Genomic DNA, 20260 nt, shown 5'->3' on the forward strand with positions numbered 1-20260 from the left:
TCGAGAGTATAAGGCATTAGGTGGTGTCTGACTCTGCATACATATGCTTACAGTGGCGGGTCCGTGAGGGATTTTCACCCTGCTTCCCAATTCTAATGCTCTGTTAAAAAAGATTAAGTCAATTGTAATCACAGATTGTCATTACAATAAAGCTTAGTGATTCTACCCTCTTTTACCCCATAGAACTATCTCTTATTTAAAAGCTCTACTTCAATGAGTTAAGAGAATTTTACAAACCGCTGATTTTTCCCCTCTTTTAATAAAATATAGAGAAAAAAGGGTGTCCCCAAAATAGCCGTAATCACTCCCACAGGAATTTCCGCAGGTCGTAATAATAGAGACCCCAATGTATCTGCAATAACTAAAACGGCACCACCGATAAAAATCACTGCCGGGAATAACCGATAATGATTAGTACCAAGTAATTTACGCGCAATATGAGGAATCACCATTCCGATAAAACCAATAGGTCCCGCTATTGCCACAAATAATCCCGTCATCAAGCTTACTAACAAAAATAGAAAGCCTGAGATGTTGTTCACGCGCATTCCACGTGAACGCGCGACTGTTTCTCCTTGTTGAAGCAGATTTAATTGAGGCAATAATAGACCAACACCAAGTAACGCAATACTAAACCCTACTGTCACCTGAACAAGCTCAACATAAGAAACAAAAGAGAGTCGACCAATCATCCAACTCATCATTGCTAATGCTGAGGAAGATTTTCCGAGCGATTGCAATAATAATAAAATACTAGAAATAAAAAAGGTTAAAATCACTCCCATTAATAGTAGCTTTAAAGAAGAGTGCTGCGATCTAAAATTGACGAGATAGATTAAAACAGTAATAAACCCCGCTCCTAAAAAAGCAAAAAGTGAAATACCACTAAAAATTCCTAATGTGAGCGACAATCCAAGGTAAATATAAATAGCAGCACCAAGACTTGCGCCGGCAGCTACGCCAAGCGTAAATGGTTCAGCAAGAGGGTTACGTAATATTGCCTGAAATACTAGTCCAGACAATGATAATCCGGCACCAATAATCCATGCAGCTAAGCTCCTCGGCACACGCATTTGCCAGAATATGGCACTATTTTCGCCCCATGGTGTTATAAATTGCAATCCAAACATTGGCATCACTGCTAATATCAGAACACTTAATATCGCTATCGTGACAATGAGCCGTTTTTGCCGTTTGGATTTATGCGTAACCTCAAGCATTTCACTACTTAGGTTCTCTCGACATCTTGATGAGTGTTGCATAATATTTAACGCATGTTGGTATCTGGATATCTATTCTATTCAGAAAAAGCGTTTCTCCCCCTCATGTACAATCTCGGTAAAATCATATTCAAATAGTTCAGTTAATAAGGATTTATCAATATGGTTACGTGAACCAAAAAAAAGAACCCGACCATGTTTTAGAGCCAAAATATGACTATAACACCCAAGATTGTTAAGATCGTGTGTGATCGATAAAATTGTTTTATCCTCAAGATTTGCAATTGTTGAGTGAATTATATCGCGGTATTTAGGATCAAGTGCAGCATTAATTTCATCCAAGAAAACTATCGGCGTTTCTTGTGCTAATGCACCGGCAAGGTAGACTCTTTGTCGCTCACCACCACTTAAAGAATGTAAATCTCGTCCAGCAAATTGAGTGATTTGCATCTGTTCTAAAGCATCATGGATTACTTTTTCATTATAAAGTACCGACGTATTATGCGGGAAACGGCTAAGCAAGCACCATTCCCATACGGTTGTATCCTCCATAAGTTGATCATTTTGACCAATATAACTAATCAGCCTTGCCCGTTCTTTTAAAGTTAATGCCGAAAAATCCTCTCCGGCGATGTTATATTTTGAATAATTAACCGGAATTAGCCCGGCAAGTGCTTTCAACAATGTGCTTTTTCCCGAGCCATTAGCCCCTATTATGGCAAGCTTATCGCCAATTGATAATGAGAAGCTCACACCTTCTAAGATTTTTTGACCATTCGTTAATTGAGCTGTTAAATTTTGAAGCATCAACATTAATATAATCCTTTAGCGCAACTTAAATCGAATAGGCTTCAAGGGCAAACCTGAAGATGGAAGCTGAGTAATATCACTCTTCATAAATGCCTTTTTGACCGCCATTACAGCACAGCGGTCTAAACGAGCAAATCCTGAGCTTTCAATCACTCGCACATCTAAACCTCCTCCAGCACTTGCAAATAATTGTAACAAAACAACCCCTTCTTCACCGCGCCGCTTAGATGCTTCAGGATAACATCCTTCGATCTGTTGCATTACTTTTACCGAAAGCTCAGTCGCAAATTGATCTCCTAATCGAGCTTGAGCTGAAATAGAGTCATCTGAGTTTTCCGTGCTCTCTTTCACCTTAATTGACTTTGCTATGGCCGACGGAACAGTTATCTTAGGCGGCTGTTTTTCTTGAGAATGTTGAGATCGTTGCTGCGTCGAAAACTCTAATTTTTGATCCTGCACAGACTCTGATCTATCTTTTTCTACGATTCTGACTTCGCCCGAAAAGTCTCCCTCAGACAATTCGTTAAAAGCCTCTGCTATTTCAATTTTTTGATCACTCTGAATAGTTGTAACGACATCAAGCGGTGATGGTTGATTCACCGCTGAAATCTGATGAGAAAATGAAACGCTTTCATCAGTAACCTCTTTTACGCGTGTTTGTGCCTTCTTCGTCCTAGCCAAAGAATGTTCAGTTGTCATCAATTGAATGTGGAGATGATGCTGGTTAACATTCCCACCAGCACTTTGTGAAAAAAGAAATTTTGGCGTGTTTAAAGAAACAAATGCTAACAATAGTAGAGAACCATTCACGAAAAGAGAGACTACAAGAGCAAGCCAAAAACTCCATCGCCTTTTCATTATTTACTGCCCTACAAGCATTCGAAATGAATCATAGCTCTGCAAATATTGAACAGGATCCGTCACTAAAAAAACTTCATACGTGAAAATAATCCATATCACAAATATTAGTAGCGCTATAAATGATGCGAGACTCACAACCAAGTAATAGAGAAAATGTCTCAACGCTGCATGTTCAATCAATTTTGGCGATGAATAGCTCGGCAGACCAAATGCGACCGCTAATAAAAAAAGATGCAACAGCAAGGCAATCTTAAATAACCATTCATTTCGAGTAACCCACACGATCCATTCTATCGGGAAAATCAAGGAGAATGTTTCAGCTGAAGGTTGCTTATTAAATTGCTTAATGGCGAGAATCATCTTCAAAAAATTTGTTTCCGTGATCACTGTCACCAATGACCATGCAAGATAAAAAAAGAGCCCATAAAAAATCACTAGTGGAATAAGCGATAACCAATTAGGGATTTTTCCATTCCTTAAACGCGCCAAAAACAGATAACCAAAAAACAGAAAAAAAAGAATAACGCCGCTTCCGCCCCACCAACGCATCTTTATCAGCGATGTCAATGCTTGCAAAATCTGCTGAGGGGTTCCCAAAAAAAATGGCAAAAAATGGCGTATTACTGCAAAAATCAGCAGAAAGAAAACGAGCGAAATTGTCGTATAACCAATCATAAATTGTGAACGCGTGATTGTTTTAAAACATTTTTCTCTACTACTTAAGCCCATGGGTCAAACTCCTCATAAAATCTCCTAGCGATTATCAACGCTCAAGATTGTCGAGCATTGCCTGTAATCCTGCTAATGTATCCGCTGTTTTTTGCTGAGATTCCTCTTTCGAAGGTTGTCGTCCTTCGGTATACCATACGACATTCTCTTCTGGCAATTCATGAAGAAAACGACTTGTTTTACAGGATTCCCATTCCCCATATCGTTTACGTTGCCGGCAAAATGTGATATCAAGTTTTTGCCGTGCTCGAGTGACCCCGACATAAAATAGCCGGCGCTCCTCATCGACCATATCGCTATCGATACTATTACGGTGCGGTAGAATATCTTCTTCTAAACCCACCATAAAAACATAGGGGAACTCCAGTCCTTTCGCGCTATGCAATGTCATCAACGTAACCGCATCTTCTGCTTCTTCTTCCCGCTGATTCTCTAAAATAGAGATTAGCGTTAAATGCGATAAAATATCACCTAAAGATTGCTGTTCACCAGCAAACCATTCTCTTAATGCACTCACACTATTTTGTTTGCGCTCAAAAGCTTTTGGAGAAGTAGACTGTTCACGAAGATGCTCTTCATAGCCAATATCATTAATGAGCTTATCGAAGAGCTTTTCAACCTGCATCTCATATCTTGCTAACCCCCGAATTGTCTGTGCAAAGAGCGCACATTTTTGTGCTGCCTTACCAATAAAACTCCCGAGATGAGGATGTTCTAACGTAGCAAATAACGATAATTGATGCGTAGAGGCAAATTCCGTAATCTTTTTCAATGTTGCCGCCCCAATTTCCCTTTTAGGAACATTGATAACCCGTAATAGAGAAGGATCATCTTCAGGATTCACAATTAATTTCAGATAGGAGATAAGATCTTTAATCTCCGGTTGCTGAAAAAAGCTCATTCCACCGACAACTTTTACCGGAATACCACGCATTCTTAGAGCCATTTCGAAAATCCGAGATTGATGATTTCCACGATAAAGCACCGCATAATCGGAATATTTCATTTTATTGAGCATTACATCATGCGTAATCGTTGTAGCAACATATTCACTCTCGGCTTCAGCACTTTTAAAATCACGGATAACAATTTTTTCACCATCCCCAAGCGTTGACCACAATACTTTCTCGTAGATATGGGGATTAAGTGAAATTACATGATTGGCAGCCTTTAAAATATGGCCTGTCGAACGATAATTTTGTTCTAACTTAATCAGTGTTAAATCAGGAAAATCTTCATGTAACCGATGAAGGTTTTCAGGACGCGCACCACGCCAAGCATAGATAGATTGATCATCATCCCCAACAACTGTTAAATGATGTTGTTTCCCGATCAAAAGCTTGACTAATTCATATTGACACAGATTAGTATCTTGATACTCATCCACTAAAAGATAACGAATCTCTTTTTGCCAATAATACCTAACATCAGGGAAATCCTGTAACAATTTCAATGGCATTAAAATTAGATCATCAAAATCGATCGCGTTGTAGGAAAGAAGCTGCGCTTGATAACGCTCATATAGATCGATCAATCCTAATTCAAATTCATCTGTCACCACGTGTTGTAATGATTCGATCGAGCGTAAATCATTCTTCCATGATGATATGCGATCAAGCGCAAAACGAATAGCCTCACTATCGCCTTCCGTTAACGATTCCATCAATTGAAATGCATCTTTTTGATCGTATATGGAAAAACCTTTTCGCAATCCAAGTAACTGACCATGCTTTTTAAGAATCGATAACCCCAAAGTATGAAAGGTGGAGACGCGCACCTTTCGTCCCTTCTCTTTGCCAATTGTTTGAATAAGACGATCCGACATCTCGCGGGCGGCTTTATTGGTAAAGGTAACAGCAAAAATGGATCGTGGATCGTAAAATTCTTTCCCCACGAGATGCTTTATTTTTTCCGTGATAACACGTGTCTTTCCTGAACCCGCCCCTGCCAAAACGAGAAGCGGCGTATGAATATGATGGACAGCACTTGCTTGTTCAGGATTAAGTTTCATCACAAAGCCCTTAAATCACTCGTGCTTGTAACAGATGATGCATATTAATCACGCCAATAACTTTACCAGATTCAACTACCGGGAGCGCCGTAATTTTCTTTGTTTCCATGAGATGAACAGCATCTACGGCTAAGGCATCAGGGGCAATAACAAAAGGAGTTCGTGTCATACAGTCACCTAATGTCAGATCATGAATATCACGACCTGTCATCAGCGAGCGCCGAAGATCCCCTTCCGTAAAGACACCAATAAGATTTTGGGCAGAATCAACTGCAACAGAAACGCCCAAAGGCTTTTGGGTCATTGCAAGTAATGTATCCGTTAGAGCGCTATTCTCTGGAAGCGCCGCCAGCTCTTCGAAAGGTGCCATAATATCGGACACACGAAGTAAAAGCCGACGACCCAACTTCCCACCAGGATGAGAAAATGCAAAATCTTCAGAAGTAAATCCGCGCATCTCTAAAAGCGTGACCGCTAACGCATCCCCCATTGCTAATGCTGCGGTAGTACTTGCCGTTGGTGCTAAATTAAGTGGGCACGCTTCCTTTTCCACTTTTACAAGTAGATGAAAGTTTGCCGAACGCGCTAATGTTGATTGATCATTCCCTGTCATCGCAATCAATGGAATATTTCGGCGTGCAATAATGGGTAAAATCGCAATAATTTCATCAGTTTCACCGGAATTCGAAAGCGCAAGCACAATATCTTGCTCGGTCAACATTCCTAAATCCCCATGACTTGCTTCTGCTGGATGAACGAAAAAAGAAGGTGTACCAGTACTTGCCATGGTCGCAGCAATTTTATTACCAACATGTCCAGATTTACCCATCCCGGTCACCACTACCCGACCTTTACATGCTTTGAGTATTTCACATATCTTCAGGAAATTTTCATCAATTTCTGACTGGAGCTTTAAAACTGCATCGGCTTCAATGGCTAATACTTCTTTAGCATGTGCTAGATAATCATTCTTTTGCCCTGACATCACCAATAACTCTCCTCAATGATTGTTTATTGAATGCCCTCAATCTATCTTGAGACATCAATTAAATTTTTGAAATGAATGCTCATAATTATAACGCAACAAGGATTGGAAAGTTGAATGTTCCCATTTATTTTACAACTGCTATCTTTGAGTGATTATCAAGGGATGTTATGCTCTAATTTTCCATAAATCTCAAGAGATAGCTCTAGCAAATGCTCAAATTCATAGAAGAAAAACAAGCCACTATCTATTTTATAACGATTATTTTCGCCATCATGATTGGGCTTATCAACCAACCAACAAAGCCCCTTTTAGAAAGTATTATTACTCCATCATTAGGGATATTAATGTTCGGAATGTTTGCACAAATTCCTTTTTGGGAGATTCAATCGAGCTTTCAACATCGTCGCTTTTTTATTCTTTTGTTAGTACTCAACTATATTGCTATCCCGATTATTATCGCACTACTTCTCTTCATTTTCTCACCCCCGATGATACTCAAAATTGGGATTTTACTTGTGCTTCTAACGCCCTGTATTGATTATGTTGTCGTCTTTACAAAACTCGGAAAAGGTGATGCTCGATTAATGCTAAGTGCAACGCCGCTTCTCTTTATTACACAGATGATTTTATTACCTTTCTACCTATGGGCATTTATTGGTAAAGGGATCATGGAAATTGTCTCTATTAAGCCATTTGTTCATGCTTTCATGACAATGATTTTAATTCCTTTCATCCTCGCGATGTTATTGCAATGGCTTGCCAGTAAAAATCACTTATCTGCCAGAATTCATGATTTAAGTGCTTGGCTTCCAGTTCCTTTTATGGCAATTGTACTTTTCTTAATTGTGACAACACAGATTGAACTGATCGTTGATAATCGAAACTATTTACTAACACTAATTCCTCTCTACGCGAGTTTTATGGCGCTCAGCTTTATTGTCAGCTATTTTATTGGAAGAATAGTAAAACTCCCCATCCCCATGATTCGCACACTAATTTACAGCACAGGTACCCGTAATTCCTTAGCAGTCTTACCGTTTGTTTTTGCTCTTCCAACTGAAATTAGTACATTAGTTGCAGCCGTCATTGTCACCCAAACATTAGTAGAGCTTATTGGAGAGTTATTCTTAACGGCAATAACACCAAAACTATAAAATATTCAACGATTTTTCTCGGAGATTATAAAATTGTCGTTTTTACAGCAATTGAGTAAACTACAGAAATAATTAAATGATGGATGGAACAATCATGCAAAACAATGAATCAAGTCTAATTCTCTACGGCACTCTCGACTGCCAACTATGTGAAACGGTTGAAGATCGACTCAACGCCGAAGCGATTGAGTTCCGTTACATCGATATTAGCGAAGATGACTGTTTAATTGAACAATATGGTTGGTTTATCCCTGTTTTAGAATGGCAAGGGACAGTCTATAAAAGCCCACTTGATCTTGATACTATTATTCCAATGATTAAAGACGATTTATAATATTAATTCTACAATTTATACGACCTAAGAGCCTTTACACCTATGCTGATCGATCTCTATGTAAAAAACTTTGCCATTATTGATGAGATGCAACTTGATTTTGCCCCAAATCTCACTGTGATTAGTGGGGAAACGGGTGCAGGAAAATCACTTACAGTCGATGCTCTTTCGATCGTTCTTGGAGGAAAAGCTGAGGGTTCAATGATCTATCAAGGTGAAGAGCAAGGAGAAGTTATTGCGACCTTTGATATCTCTAAAATTCCTCGGGCCAAAGCATGGTTGACAGAAAATTCCATCGGCTTTGATGATGACCTGTGTATCATGCGCCGAGTAATTTCTAGTAATGGACGCACACGCGGATTTATCAACGGACGTGCAATGCCACTTCATGCCCTGAAAGGCTTAGGAGAGCGTTTAGTAGATATTCATGGGCAACATGCTCATCAATCACTGACTCGCGCTAATGCACAACGCCATTTGGTAGATCAATATGCAGGCTGTTTAGAAGAAGTAAATGAACTTGCAACCTTTACCCGTGAAATGCAAGATCTTGAAGCAACACTCAACGAACTCAAAAATCGTGATGAGAGCACTCAAGATCGTATTAACTTCCTCAAGTTTCAACTTGCAGAATTTACCAATATCAAACCACAAGAAGGTGAGTGGGAGACAATTAACGAGCGATTTGACCATCTTAATAACTTTGAATTACGTATCGCTGCACTTGAAGAAGCTATTCACTATTTAAGTGATGATGAGCATGGCATTACACGCCGGCTAGCGCAGCTTGAACAATCATTACAAACGATTGAGAACTTCGATCCCAGCATTAAAGACATTAAAGAGATGGTCAATAATGCATTGATCTTATGCAGTGAATCTGAAAATGAACTCAATGCGAAGATGGATCATGAAGGCTTTGATCAAGAGGAGCTCCGTCAGATTGAATCACGCATGCAAGAGCTTAATAGCCTTGCTCGCAAACATCGCATTGACCCTCTCAATCTACTCCAAAAACAACAAGAGCTTGAAACAGAATTGCGTTCGCAAGATGTCTCAGAAGAAGAGATCTTTGAACTTGAACAGAAAATTGACCAGATGAAACAATGCTGGCAAAAAATGGCTGATGAAATTACACAAAAACGTCTTGATGCAATTGATGAACTCAATATTAAGATTACAGAATCAATGCAAGGTTTAGCAATGGAAGGTGGGAACTTTGCCGTTAATCTTTCACCCAATGTTCCTTACCATCCTTATGGGAATGAAGCCGTAGAGTTTTGCGTATCTGCAAATCCCGGACAACCTTTACAGCCTCTTGGGAAAGTTGCTTCCGGAGGGGAGCTGGCACGTATCAGTTTAGCGATATCGGTAATCCTCAGCATGCGCTCATCTTTACCAACACTAATCTTTGATGAAGTCGATACCGGAGTTGGTGGTGCTGTGGCAGAGATTATCGGTCGTCATTTACAAGAATTAAGTATCGGCCGTCAAGTCTTCTGTGTTACTCATTTACCGCAAGTTGCAAGCTTTGGACATCATCATTTCGTTGTTGCAAAGACTAAAAATGAAAATAGCACAACCACAACGATTCGCGAACTTGATAGTGATGGACGCATTCAAGAAATCGCCCGTATGCTTGGCGGCGTAAAACTCACCGATGCAACTTTTGAACACGCGAAAGAGATGATTGAGAGTAATAGTCCCCAATAGCTATACTCACAGCTTATGTGTTTTGATCTCAAAACCTAAGGAACGATAGAGCTTATAACGATTACGACTCTCCTCTAAGACTTGCGGATCCTGAGTGATCACCTCAAATACGCGATTAAACATCCCTGTCTTAACCTCTTCCGGCACAATAGGATGAATATTCAAGAGCAAAGAGCGATTTTCAATCGGCCAAATTTTATCAGCAAGATAGATGAAATCGAATTCTGTAATATCCTCTTCATCTTCAATAATGGCGTGAGGTAAAAAATCAACGCCAGGGATTTCCCATAATTTACGATCTAATGTCTCGATCATCATTCGATTGTCAGAATAAAAATAAGCAGGTTCCTTAGCTTGATACGCCTTTTCAAGAAGTTTAAGCAATAATTTCTCGCGAGCCGCTTCATTACTTGTCGGTAAAACATAAAAACGTACTTCAACCATAAACTCTATCTCTCTTTGTTGGATCCCTCAAACGCATTCTCTCATTAGTTAGATCATAGCGGCAGAAAGGAAACTCTGCATTTTTTGTCGTTTAAAGGTAAAATAATACCATTTAAAATTTGGAATAATAAGTAAACAATGAAATTTGAATTGCTCAAGAAAGATGGCACTGCGCGTCGCGGACGAATTACTTTTGATCGGGGAACAATTGAGACCCCCATCTTTATGCCTGTTGGCACGATTGCAACAGTAAAAGGTGTTACGCCGAATAACCTAAAAGAGATGAATGCCCAAATAATCTTGGGGAATACCTTCCACCTTTGGCTCCGCCCAGGACTTGATGTTATTAGCGCACATGGCGATCTTCATGATTTTATGCAATGGGATAAGCCCATTCTTACTGATTCTGGAGGATTTCAGGTTTTTTCACTCGCAGAGCTCCGTAAAATTGAAGAAAAAGGGGTTACTTTCCGCTCCCCATTTAATGGAGAAAAGCTCTTTTTAGATCCTGAAAAATCGATGGCGATTCAGCGCATATTAGGCTCTGATATTGTGATGGCATTTGATGAATGTACACCTTTCCCTGCCACCTATGAGGAAGCTAAAAAATCGATGGAACTTTCAATGCGCTGGGCAAAACGCTCCAAAGAGGCGTTTGTAAATGGAGAAAATCCCAATGCGCTATTTGGTATCGTGCAAGGAAGTATGTTTGAAGATCTCCGCGAACAATCTTTAGATGCACTTCAAGCGATTAATTTCAATGGCTATGCTATTGGTGGATTAGCGGTCGGAGAACCTAAAGAGGAACGTGACCGTATTTTAGAGTTTTTAGATCCTAAAATGCCTGAAGATAAACCTCGCTATCTTATGGGCGTAGGGAAACCGGAAGATCTAATCGAAGGTGTTAAGCGCGGAGTAGATATGTTCGACTGCGTAATTCCAACACGCAATGCACGTAATGGCCATCTTTTTACCCGTTTTGGTGACATCCGCATCAAAAATGCGCGATACAACCTCGATACTCGTCCACTTGATGAAACCTGTACTTGCTATACTTGTCAAAATTTCAGTCGTTCATATTTACGTCATCTAATTCGGACAAAAGAGCTTCTTGGCGCGCATCTTGCAAGTATTCATAATCTTCATTACTTCTTATGGCATATGCAACAGATTCGCGATCACATCGATGCTGGCACTTTTGATCAATATTACAAACAATTCTATGAAGAACGTGCTGTTATTGATGATACAAAAGCTTAGATAAAGCGGGAGATTGAATGAAGCTCATTAATCACTATATTCGAAAAGAGATTCTTGCGACATTTGCCGCCGTACTCTTGGTATTAATATCAATTTTACTTGTACAGAGATTAGCTTTTTATCTCAATCAGGTGATTAATGGTACGCTTTCGCAATCTGCCGTCCTATCACTTTTAGGACTGCAAATAATTCGCTTTATCACGGAATTACTTCCTCTATGTTTTTTATTAGCCTCTATTCTTGCTTTTGGTCGGCTCTACAAAGATAGTGAAATGACCGCATTCTATGCATTAGGGATGCCTGTCAAAAATCTTTATAAAATTTTAGCTCAAATTGGAGTTCCTTTAAGCATTTTAGTCTTTGTTCTAAATTTTTGGATAGTGCCTGAAGTTGCGCAAATTCAAGAGGTTATATTAAAAAAAGCTCGAGAAGAAGCACAATTAACAATATTAAAACCGGGAGTATTTCAAAAATTTTCACAAGGAAAATTAATTGTTTATGTACAATCGATTGATCCAGATACTGGTTATCTAAAAAATATTTTTATTAAAAATAACAATAAAGATAACTCTAACACTGTCGTAACTCTTGCAAGTAATGGGATGCAAGAAATTGATGAAAATAATACTCGATTTGTAATTTTAAAAGATGGATCTAGAACAACTACCAATAACAAGTATTCAGAGATAACACATTTTGAACACCTGAGAATTAAATTAGACAGTGATCAGACTGCATCCTGGCCAAGAGCAATAGCTTGGAGTGCAAAAGATGTTTTTACAAACCCCCTATTTTTCTATAAACAAGAATTGCAAAGACGCCTTTCTGGTCCAATATCAATATTTTTATTGATATTAATAATCCCCGCGCTTTCCCACTCTAGACCAAGACAAAGTCGATATAATAAACTAATAGTAGGTGTTATTTTCTATGTTTTCTATTTTAATTTTATAGGAATGGGATTAGCTTGGATAAAAAATGGCAAAGTTAATCCAGATTTAGGTATCTGGTGGATTCATCTAACAATGTTTATTGTTGCCTTTTTTATATATCGGCGTTACAACAAAAACCTATAATATAGGTACATGAGAATTTATTATGCTTAAAATTGATCGATATACCTTTGTTACATCGTTATTTTTTTCATTGTTCTGCTTATTATTACTAATAATCATTGAATCTTTTTTTACTTTTTTAAATGAATTACAAGATATTGGAGATGAAGGGTATAAATTATCAGAGATGATGTTATATTTACTCTATGATATGCCTGCTCGTATTTATAGGATATTCCCAATGGCCTTGCTTTTAGGCACCCTTTTGGGATTAGGCCAACTTGCAAGTCACAATGAATTAACCGCTATTAGAACGGCAGGATTTAGTAAATCCCGAACACTCAAAGGTGCTGTATTTACAACTATTCTACTAAGTATTTGCGTTTTTTTATTAGGCGAATATGTTGTACCGCCGACACATGATGCGGCCATGATTGTCAGTCACAAAGATAGTTCTGGCAAAGGATTTTGGGCTGTTGATTCCGGCAATATTATTGAAGTTCGCTATCTTGAAAACCGCACGCTCAAAAATATTACGATCTATCAACCTAAAGGACAAGTACTACATAAGTTAATTAGGTCCCCAGAAATGGGATTGAAAAATGATCAATGGGTAATGCCAACATTGACTGAAACTATATTTACACGCGATGGTATTAAAACAAAAAAACTAAAAGATCTAGTACTCTCAACACATATTGATCAATCAGCACTCGTCGCTTTAGTAAGTGATCCTGAATATCTCTCTAGCAGCAGTTTATGGCGTTTTATTGACTACTTAGAAGAAAACAATCTCGATAGCAGTGAGTATCGCTTAGCTTTTTGGAGCAAAATTTTTAATCCTGCCACAAATATCTCAATGATTCTTATCGCTGCACCGCTCGTTTTCGCACAACAACGTCGCCAAGGAATCGGTGAACGTATTCTCATTGGCGTTATTTTAGGATTGATCATTTATCTCACTACGCAAATGCTCGGGCACTTTATCCTATTATCAGGTTTCCCACCGATTATTGGTGCATTGTTCCCCACAGTCTTGGCAATTTTTATTGCATATATCCTTTTCAAACTTCTCCCATAGTTTTTGGATTAACAATAAAAAAGAGAAATGGCTTCACTCAAATACCATTTCTCTCTACAAATAATGCGGCAATTGCTCAATTAGAGCATCAACAAAAAAGGTTCTAATGCGCATTCAATCTCTTTTTGTAAAATTGTGACCAAATCACGATCATCTTCAGTTTCAATATTGATGCGCAAATATCGTTCCGTATTCGATGCGCGTACATTAATTCGTGCCTTCGGTAAACGAATACTTAAACCATCTAAATAATCCTCTGCAATCGCTCGTGATTGAAATAATTTAGAAAGATGCTTCATCACCACATCAGAATTTCTCACAAGATAGTTAAGCTCTCCACTACAAGGATAATGATTTCTAGCATCTTCAACTAATTGACCTAAAGATTTTGTTTCATTTTGCAACAGATCAATCATCAGCAGTAAAGGAATCATTCCAGAGTCACAATAGCTGAACTCTTTAAAGTAATGATGCGCGCTCATTTCACCGCCATAAATAGCATTTTCATTTCGCATTGTTTGCTTCATCAAAGAATGCCCTCCTGCAGAGATTACTAATCGCCCTCCCGCATTTTTAACAACTGATTCACTATTTAACGTCTGCCGAGTATCAATCACAATTGTTGAATGGGGTGAGATATGAAGCATTTCTTTCGCCATTAATCCAATGATATATGAACTATCAATAAATTCGCCCTTTTCATCAAAGAAAAAACAACGATCAAAATCACCATCCCAAGCAACACCAAAATCAGCTTGACTCTGTAAAACCGCCTGTTTTGTATCTTCTCGACGATCAGATAATAACGGGTTAGGTACGCCATTGGGGAATTCACCGTCAGGCTCATGATGAACTTTAATAAGAGTCACCGATTTTTTTAGAATCTGTTCTAATCGATCGACAATAATTCCCGCACACCCATTCCCGCTATTGCATACAATTATCAAAGGTTTCTGAGTTGATAAATCTGATTTCTGCAATAATCGAGGAGCAAAGCTAAGAAGTTTTTGAATATACGCCGCCCGATTATCAACTTGCCGAATACTTCCAGATTGATAAGCATCTAGATTTTCTGGATAAGATAATATTCGACTTTGAAGTACTTCTATACCCATTTCATAGCTAATGGGTTCTGCCCCTTTACCGACCATTTTAAAGCCATTGTGATGCTTGGGATTATGACTCGCAGTAATCATAATCCCACCATCTGCATTATAAGCAACTGTATTAAAGTAGACCTCTTCTGTACCACAGATACCCAAATCAATAACATCTGCCCCAGCTGCAATAATTCCACCGGTTAAAGCAGTAAATAAGGGCAGACTACTTAGACGAATATCACGACCAACAACAACTTTCTCTGCCTTATATTCTTCCACAAAGGCAAAACCTAGCTTGTAAGCTAGGTCTTGATTAATCTCTGTGGGAAATTCACCACGAATATCATAGGCTTTGAATGCATTCACATTCATTTTGCCACCTTAAATTTCAAACGGGTCTCTCAACACTAATGTTTCATTACGATCAGGTCCAGTAGAGATAATATCAACTGGCACTTTTAGTAGTTCCTCAAGACGCTTGATATAGTTTTGAGCCGCAACGGGAAGTGCATCAAACGACATAATCCCAACGGTACTCTCTTTCCAACCAGGCATAGTTTCATAAATAGGCTCACAACGGCCAAAGTTCTCTGCCCCATATGGAGGATAATCAACCACTTCACCATCTAGGTTATAACTTGTACAGATCTTCACCTCATCCATGCCATCAAGCACATCAAGCTTCGTCAAACAGAATCCTGATAAACTGTTAATATCAATTGAGCGTCTTAAAACAGGAGCATCAAACCAGCCACAGCGGCGAGCACGACCTGTCACAGAACCAAATTCATGTCCACGTTTTGCTAAACCTTGTCCTATTTCGCATGTTAGCTCTGTTGGGAATGGGCCTGAGCCAACGCGGGTAACATATGCTTTAACAATACCAAGCACGTAATCAAGTGCTAAAGGGCCCACACCTGTCCCTGTCGCCGCTCCACCTGCAGAGGTATTACTTGATGTCACAAATGGATATGTCCCGTGGTCAATATCAAGGAATGTTCCTTGTGCCCCTTCAAACATCACATTTGCGCCTTTATCACGAAGTACTTTCAATTCGTAAGAGACATCTGCTACGAGTGGAAGAATGCGTTTCGCAAACTCCATCGTGTCGTTATAAACTTTATCAACAGACATCGGCTCTTTGCCAAGATAATTTTGCAATACAAAGTTATGATATTCCATCACACTTTCGAGCTTTTTCCGGAATGTTTCTGGATAGAAGAGATCTGCAACACGTACCGCTCGACGAGCCACTTTATCTTCATAAGTTGGACCAATACCGCGCCCCGTAGTGCCAATCTTATCTTTTCCTAATTTCTCTTCACGCGCTTGATCAATTGCCACATGATATGGCATCACTAATGGGCAAGCTTCAGAAATCTTAAGACGCTGGTCAACATTAATCCCACGATTTAGCAACTCATCCATCTCAGAAAGTAATGCTTCTGGCGAAAGTACCACACCATTACCGATATAACAGGTAACATGTTCACGCAAAATTCCTGATGGAATCAAGCGAAGTACCGTCTTCTCTCCGTTAATGACTAGTGTGTGCCCTGCATTGTGACCACCCTGAAAACGTACAACGGCAACGGCTTTATCGGTTAAAAGGTCAACTATTTTTCCTTTTCCTTCATCACCCCATTGTGTCCCGATAATAACAACATTATTACCCATCAAATTTTATCCTCTTAAAAAAAAAGAATAAGGCGACTAGCGCCTTAATTTACAACTTATTGTTTTTTAATTACTTTTCTGCTGAAAGTGCTTAAAGAAATCACTATCAGGATCAAGAATTAGGAGATCCCCATCATTTTGAAACGCATTTTTGTAGGCTTCAAGACTACGATAAAATGAGTAAAAATCCGGATCTTGGCCAAACGCTTCCCCATAAATAGTAGCTGCTTCAGCATCTCCTTCACCACGAATTTTTTCCGCTTCTTCATACGCTGTTGCTAATAAAATTACACGATTACTATCGGCTTCTGCAACTTTTTCAATATATGCAGCTTCCCCTTTCGATCGTAATTCTGTCGCAACACGCTCACGCTCAGTTCTCATACGATTAAAGACATTATCTGTTACATCATCTGGAAGCTCTACACCATTAATGCGCACATCGATAATCTCCACACCGTACTCTTTTGCTTCCACGGAAAGCGCAACTAAAATTGTTTTTTCAATTTCTTGGCGGACTGTATTATTAAGATCAATTTCTTGTCCCGCAATCACCGGTATCACATTCTCTTTACTACGAATCACTAAATCGACATCTTCTGCGTGAATCTCTTCAAGTGTTTTGGGATCAAGCGATAATGCATCACTTGGTTTATCCACGACGACAACCTTTGAACTATCTCCATATTTTGCACTTTTAGATGCAACATTACCGCCAACAACAGTCTGCACATCACGCTTACCAAAAGCCGCTCTAAAGTTATTTTTGACAATTGGTTCGAATAGACGATTAAAAATCCCAGGATTTCCCGATACTTTTTGATAATAAACTTCAGGATCAACGACACGCCATTTGATAAATGTATCAACGATTAAGTTTTTCTTCTCTGACGTTAAAAATGGTTCAGGCGGTGTATCGAGTGTTTGAATGCGACCATCAAAAATACGTACATTATCAATAAATGGGATTTTAAAATAGACACCGGGCTCATCATAGATAGAGACGATACGTCCAAAACGAAGTTGAAGTCCTTTCTCCCACTCTTTTACCACAACAAGTGAACTCGTTAAGATAACAATCGCGATAATAATTAGCGGTAAAACAATACGCGTTAAAACTCTCATATTCTTCTTTTCCTCTCTCAATTATCGGGTTAGACGCGTACGATTTCTCGTATCGTTACTATTCACAGGTGTTACCTGAATAGTGGGCGTAGTACTTTGTATAGCATCTACTTTTTTCTGAACTACGGGTAATTTTTCAACTACACTTTTACTAGAATCAGTGCTCTTTTGTGATGATTTATTCCCCATAATATTATCGAGTGGTAACATCATCAAATTATTACTTTCTGACCCCATATAGAGCTTATTACTATTTTGAAGAACCGTTTCCATATTCTCAAGATAGAGTCGTTCACGCGTTACTTCAGGCGATACTTTATACGCTTTATAGAGTCGATTAAAACGCTCTGCTTCCCCTCGCGCTTGAGCCATTTTACTTTCACGGTATGCTTCTGCTTCTCTTAAGATACGCTCAGCTTCTCCGCGTGCTTCTTCATGCACTTTACTCTGATAGGCATTTGCTTGGTTAATACGGCTCTGCTCATCTTCACGCGCACGAATTGCATCCGAGAATGCATCTTGAACCGCCGCCGGTGCTTGTGCATCTTCGAGGTTGACATTAGTAATCACTAAGCCAATTTCATAGTTATCCAAAATACTTTGTGCAAGTTCTTTCACTTCTTGCATCAACTGCTCACGCCCATCGGTAAGTATGTCATCTAAAGATGTTTGCCCCACACGTTCACGCGTAGCACTATCAACAACTTCTTTGAGCGTTTTATCAGGATCCACAGAAGTAAACCAATATTGCGATGGGTCATCATTATTAATTTGATATTGAACTTCAACACTTACATCCACAAGATTTTCATCTTTAGTAAGCATGGCTGCACGACGATTACCCTGCGCAATAGAACCAATTTTTTGTGAAAAACGGCGTTGGATATCGATGATACGATGATCCCCGATAGGACTTGGAAAACGCCAGCGAAGACCCGGGTCTTTGGTTGCATGATATTGTCCTAAAAGAAGCTCAACGCCTTTTTGTCCGGCATCAATTGTATAAAACCCTGTTGCTAACCAGCCACACAGAAGAACAGCACCGCCGAGAGCAATATATTTTCCAAAACCACCATGCTGAAGGTGTCCATTTTTACCGCGGAAAGCACCACCTAATTTTTTAAATAATTCATCTAAATCGGGTCCTGCTCCATTATTGGAGCGTGGAGATTTTTTATCATTATTCCCCGATGATTGATCTTGGCGATCTTTCGGCTCTTGCCAAGCCATCTCTAAGCTATCTCTCTTCATTTAATCCCTTTGACTTCAGATCTTACCGAAATTTTGCAGTTTCAACTCGACAAGATACCAATTTTTAATTATTTTTGCACCTATAGATATTCTTCGAAATAAGGTTTCGCCACCGGCATTTCCTTTAATAGACGCATTAAACGATAACGCGCAAGATAGAGCTCTAATACAAAATCCCCTGTCTCACTAAATGTTTCAGATTTTACCGCATCTAATGCATAGAGCTCTGCACGTATCTTGCCCGCATTCGGTGGCAAAACAACGCGCATCTCCAGATGATTTTTTTGAAAGTAACCTGCAACTGCTGATAATAGAAACTCAATACCTTGATTATCAATAACAGATACCCAAACTGCTTCTGCCAATCCTGCTTCATCTTTAATAACATGAGGCTTAATTTCAGGATTTAAATCAATTTTGTTAAAAACTTTTAAACGAGGAACGTTATCTGCGCCGATCTGCTTTAAAACTTCTTCGACTTCTCTGATTTTTAAATCTCGTTCTTTATCCGCTACATCGATTACCTCTAAAAGTAGATCTGCTTCTACTGCTTCTTGGAGCGTCGATTTAAAAGCCTCAACAAGATCATGCGGTAATTTAGAGATAAATCCTACTGTATCTGCTAACACTAATCGCCCCACATGCTCTATCTCAATCCCTCTATGAGTTGGATCAAGCGTGGCAAAAAGCTGGTCTTGAACATATACATTGGCATTCGTTAATCGATTAAATAGTGATGATTTCCCCGCATTGGTATAACCGACTAATGCAATTGTCGGAACTTCATTGCGCTCTCGGGCAATGCGTCCTTGGTGCCGCATTTTCTCAACAGATTCTAAGCGTTTTTTGAGCTGACGAATACGATCGCTAATTACGCGGCGATCCATCTCCAATCGAGTTTCACCAGGACCTCGAAGCCCTACTGCACCGCCTCGTTGCTGCTCCATATTGCCATGTTTTCGCACTAATCGTGTCGAAAGCCGAATCAATTGTGCTAATTCAACCTGTAACTTCCCTTCAAATGTTTGCGCCCGCTGCGCAAAGATATCGAGAATAAGCCCCGTACGATCGACTACTCGTACACCACATAAGCTCTCTAAATTTCGATTTTGACTCGGTGTTAAATCATGATTTACTAACACAACATTCGCTTCAAATTGTTCCACAGCTAACCGGACTTCATCCGCTTTGCCTGTTCCCAAATAATACTTATGATGCGGCGTATGCCTCGTGCCAGTAATACACGTAACAATTTCGACTCCCGCAGAGGTCACAAGTTCTTTAAATTCCGCTAAATCTCCCGGCTCACTCTCCGGCATCTCTAATGAAACAATAACAGCACGATCAATATCGAGCGAAACTTCTTCGACAATAAGACTCATTATGGCGTATAGACACCTTTTATATCAGCACAAATTAAATATGGTTATAACAAATTACATCAATT

18 protein-coding genes and 1 riboswitch are annotated in these 20260 nt (G+C 39.3%); of the genes, 6 read left to right on the plus strand and 12 right to left on the minus strand.

Annotated elements, in window-relative coordinates; genetic code table 11:
- Position 1: 1 nt before the first annotated feature.
- Positions 2-139, minus strand: a riboswitch (cobalamin riboswitch).
- 79 nt (positions 140-218) lie between these two features.
- The 6 genes from ACPF7B_RS06020 to ACPF7B_RS06045 form a co-directional block, all read right to left on the minus strand.
- Positions 219-1220, minus strand: a complete 1002-nt coding sequence (locus ACPF7B_RS06020; protein ID WP_490504927.1) for a FecCD family ABC transporter permease — start codon at positions 1218-1220, stop codon at positions 219-221.
- Between the two features lie 81 nt (positions 1221-1301).
- Complete coding sequence (locus tag ACPF7B_RS06025; RefSeq protein WP_490504928.1) at positions 1302-2033, minus strand: ABC transporter ATP-binding protein; 732 nt, start codon at positions 2031-2033, stop codon at positions 1302-1304.
- Between the two features lie 12 nt (positions 2034-2045).
- Positions 2046-2888, minus strand: coding sequence for an energy transducer TonB (locus tag ACPF7B_RS06030; protein WP_490504929.1), 843 nt, complete (start codon positions 2886-2888; stop codon positions 2046-2048).
- A 3-nt stretch (positions 2889-2891) separates the two neighbouring features.
- Positions 2892-3620 (minus strand): hypothetical protein, encoded by a 729-nt coding sequence (locus ACPF7B_RS06035; RefSeq protein WP_490504930.1) that lies wholly within the window; start codon positions 3618-3620, stop codon positions 2892-2894.
- Between the two features lie 34 nt (positions 3621-3654).
- Positions 3655-5631 carry a UvrD-helicase domain-containing protein gene (locus ACPF7B_RS06040; RefSeq protein ID WP_490504931.1) on the minus strand — a complete coding sequence of 659 codons (1977 nt, stop codon included), beginning with the start codon at positions 5629-5631 and terminating at the stop codon, positions 3655-3657.
- Positions 5632-5641: 10 nt separating this feature from the next.
- The gene (locus ACPF7B_RS06045) at positions 5642-6616 is read right to left on the minus strand and encodes a KpsF/GutQ family sugar-phosphate isomerase (protein ID WP_490504932.1); all 975 of its coding nucleotides are present in this window, start codon (positions 6614-6616) and stop codon (positions 5642-5644) included.
- 212 nt (positions 6617-6828) lie between these two features.
- Between ACPF7B_RS06045 and ACPF7B_RS06050 the strand changes: the two genes are divergently transcribed.
- The 3 genes from ACPF7B_RS06050 to recN all read left to right on the plus strand — a co-directional run bounded on the left by ACPF7B_RS06050 (position 6829) and on the right by recN (position 9820).
- The gene (locus ACPF7B_RS06050; protein ID WP_490504933.1) at positions 6829-7773 is read left to right on the plus strand and encodes an arsenic resistance protein; all 945 of its coding nucleotides are present in this window, start codon (positions 6829-6831) and stop codon (positions 7771-7773) included.
- Between the two features lie 94 nt (positions 7774-7867).
- Positions 7868-8107 carry a glutaredoxin family protein gene (locus ACPF7B_RS06055; RefSeq protein ID WP_490504934.1) on the plus strand — a complete coding sequence of 80 codons (240 nt, stop codon included), beginning with the start codon at positions 7868-7870 and terminating at the stop codon, positions 8105-8107.
- Positions 8108-8149: 42 nt separating this feature from the next.
- Positions 8150-9820 (plus strand): DNA repair protein RecN, encoded by a 1671-nt coding sequence (gene recN, locus ACPF7B_RS06060; protein WP_490504935.1) that lies wholly within the window; start codon positions 8150-8152, stop codon positions 9818-9820.
- Positions 9821-9826: 6 nt separating this feature from the next.
- Here the strand turns inward: recN and ACPF7B_RS06065 are convergent, their stop codons facing one another.
- Complete coding sequence (locus ACPF7B_RS06065; protein ID WP_490504936.1) at positions 9827-10264, minus strand: DNA polymerase III subunit chi; 438 nt, start codon at positions 10262-10264, stop codon at positions 9827-9829.
- A 138-nt stretch (positions 10265-10402) separates the two neighbouring features.
- Here ACPF7B_RS06065 and tgt point away from each other — a divergent pair, with 138 nt between their 5' ends.
- The 3 genes from tgt to lptG are packed head-to-tail and all read left to right on the plus strand — an operon-like array spanning position 10403 to position 13660.
- Positions 10403-11524, plus strand: coding sequence for a tRNA guanosine(34) transglycosylase Tgt (tgt, locus tag ACPF7B_RS06070; protein ID WP_490504937.1), 1122 nt, complete (start codon positions 10403-10405; stop codon positions 11522-11524).
- A gap of 17 nt (positions 11525-11541) precedes the next feature.
- A complete protein-coding gene (lptF, locus tag ACPF7B_RS06075) occupies positions 11542-12600 on the plus strand; it encodes an LPS export ABC transporter permease LptF (protein ID WP_490504938.1) in 1059 nt (352 codons plus the stop codon).
- Between the two features lie 22 nt (positions 12601-12622).
- Positions 12623-13660, plus strand: a complete 1038-nt coding sequence (gene lptG, locus ACPF7B_RS06080) for an LPS export ABC transporter permease LptG (RefSeq protein WP_490504939.1) — start codon at positions 12623-12625, stop codon at positions 13658-13660.
- A gap of 80 nt (positions 13661-13740) precedes the next feature.
- On the opposite strand, the gene ACPF7B_RS06085 is transcribed toward lptG, so the two are convergent.
- From ACPF7B_RS06085 to hflX, 5 genes are all read right to left on the minus strand, one after another.
- On the minus strand, positions 13741-15132 hold the full coding sequence (locus ACPF7B_RS06085) for a phosphomannomutase/phosphoglucomutase (RefSeq protein WP_490504940.1): 1392 nt from the start codon (positions 15130-15132) through the stop codon (positions 13741-13743).
- Positions 15133-15141: 9 nt separating this feature from the next.
- Positions 15142-16437: an adenylosuccinate synthase gene (locus ACPF7B_RS06090; protein WP_490504941.1), complete on the minus strand. Its 1296-nt coding sequence runs from the start codon at positions 16435-16437 to the stop codon at positions 15142-15144.
- A 66-nt stretch (positions 16438-16503) separates the two neighbouring features.
- Complete coding sequence (gene hflC / locus ACPF7B_RS06095; RefSeq protein ID WP_490504942.1) at positions 16504-17562, minus strand: protease modulator HflC; 1059 nt, start codon at positions 17560-17562, stop codon at positions 16504-16506.
- Between the two features lie 21 nt (positions 17563-17583).
- The gene (hflK, locus tag ACPF7B_RS06100; protein WP_490504943.1) at positions 17584-18813 is read right to left on the minus strand and encodes an FtsH protease activity modulator HflK; all 1230 of its coding nucleotides are present in this window, start codon (positions 18811-18813) and stop codon (positions 17584-17586) included.
- 80 nt (positions 18814-18893) lie between these two features.
- Positions 18894-20195, minus strand: a complete 1302-nt coding sequence (hflX, locus tag ACPF7B_RS06105; RefSeq protein WP_490504944.1) for a ribosome rescue GTPase HflX — start codon at positions 20193-20195, stop codon at positions 18894-18896.
- Positions 20196-20260: the final 65 nt, after the last annotated feature.

This window comes from Ignatzschineria sp. 22MB058224, assembly GCF_058188435.1.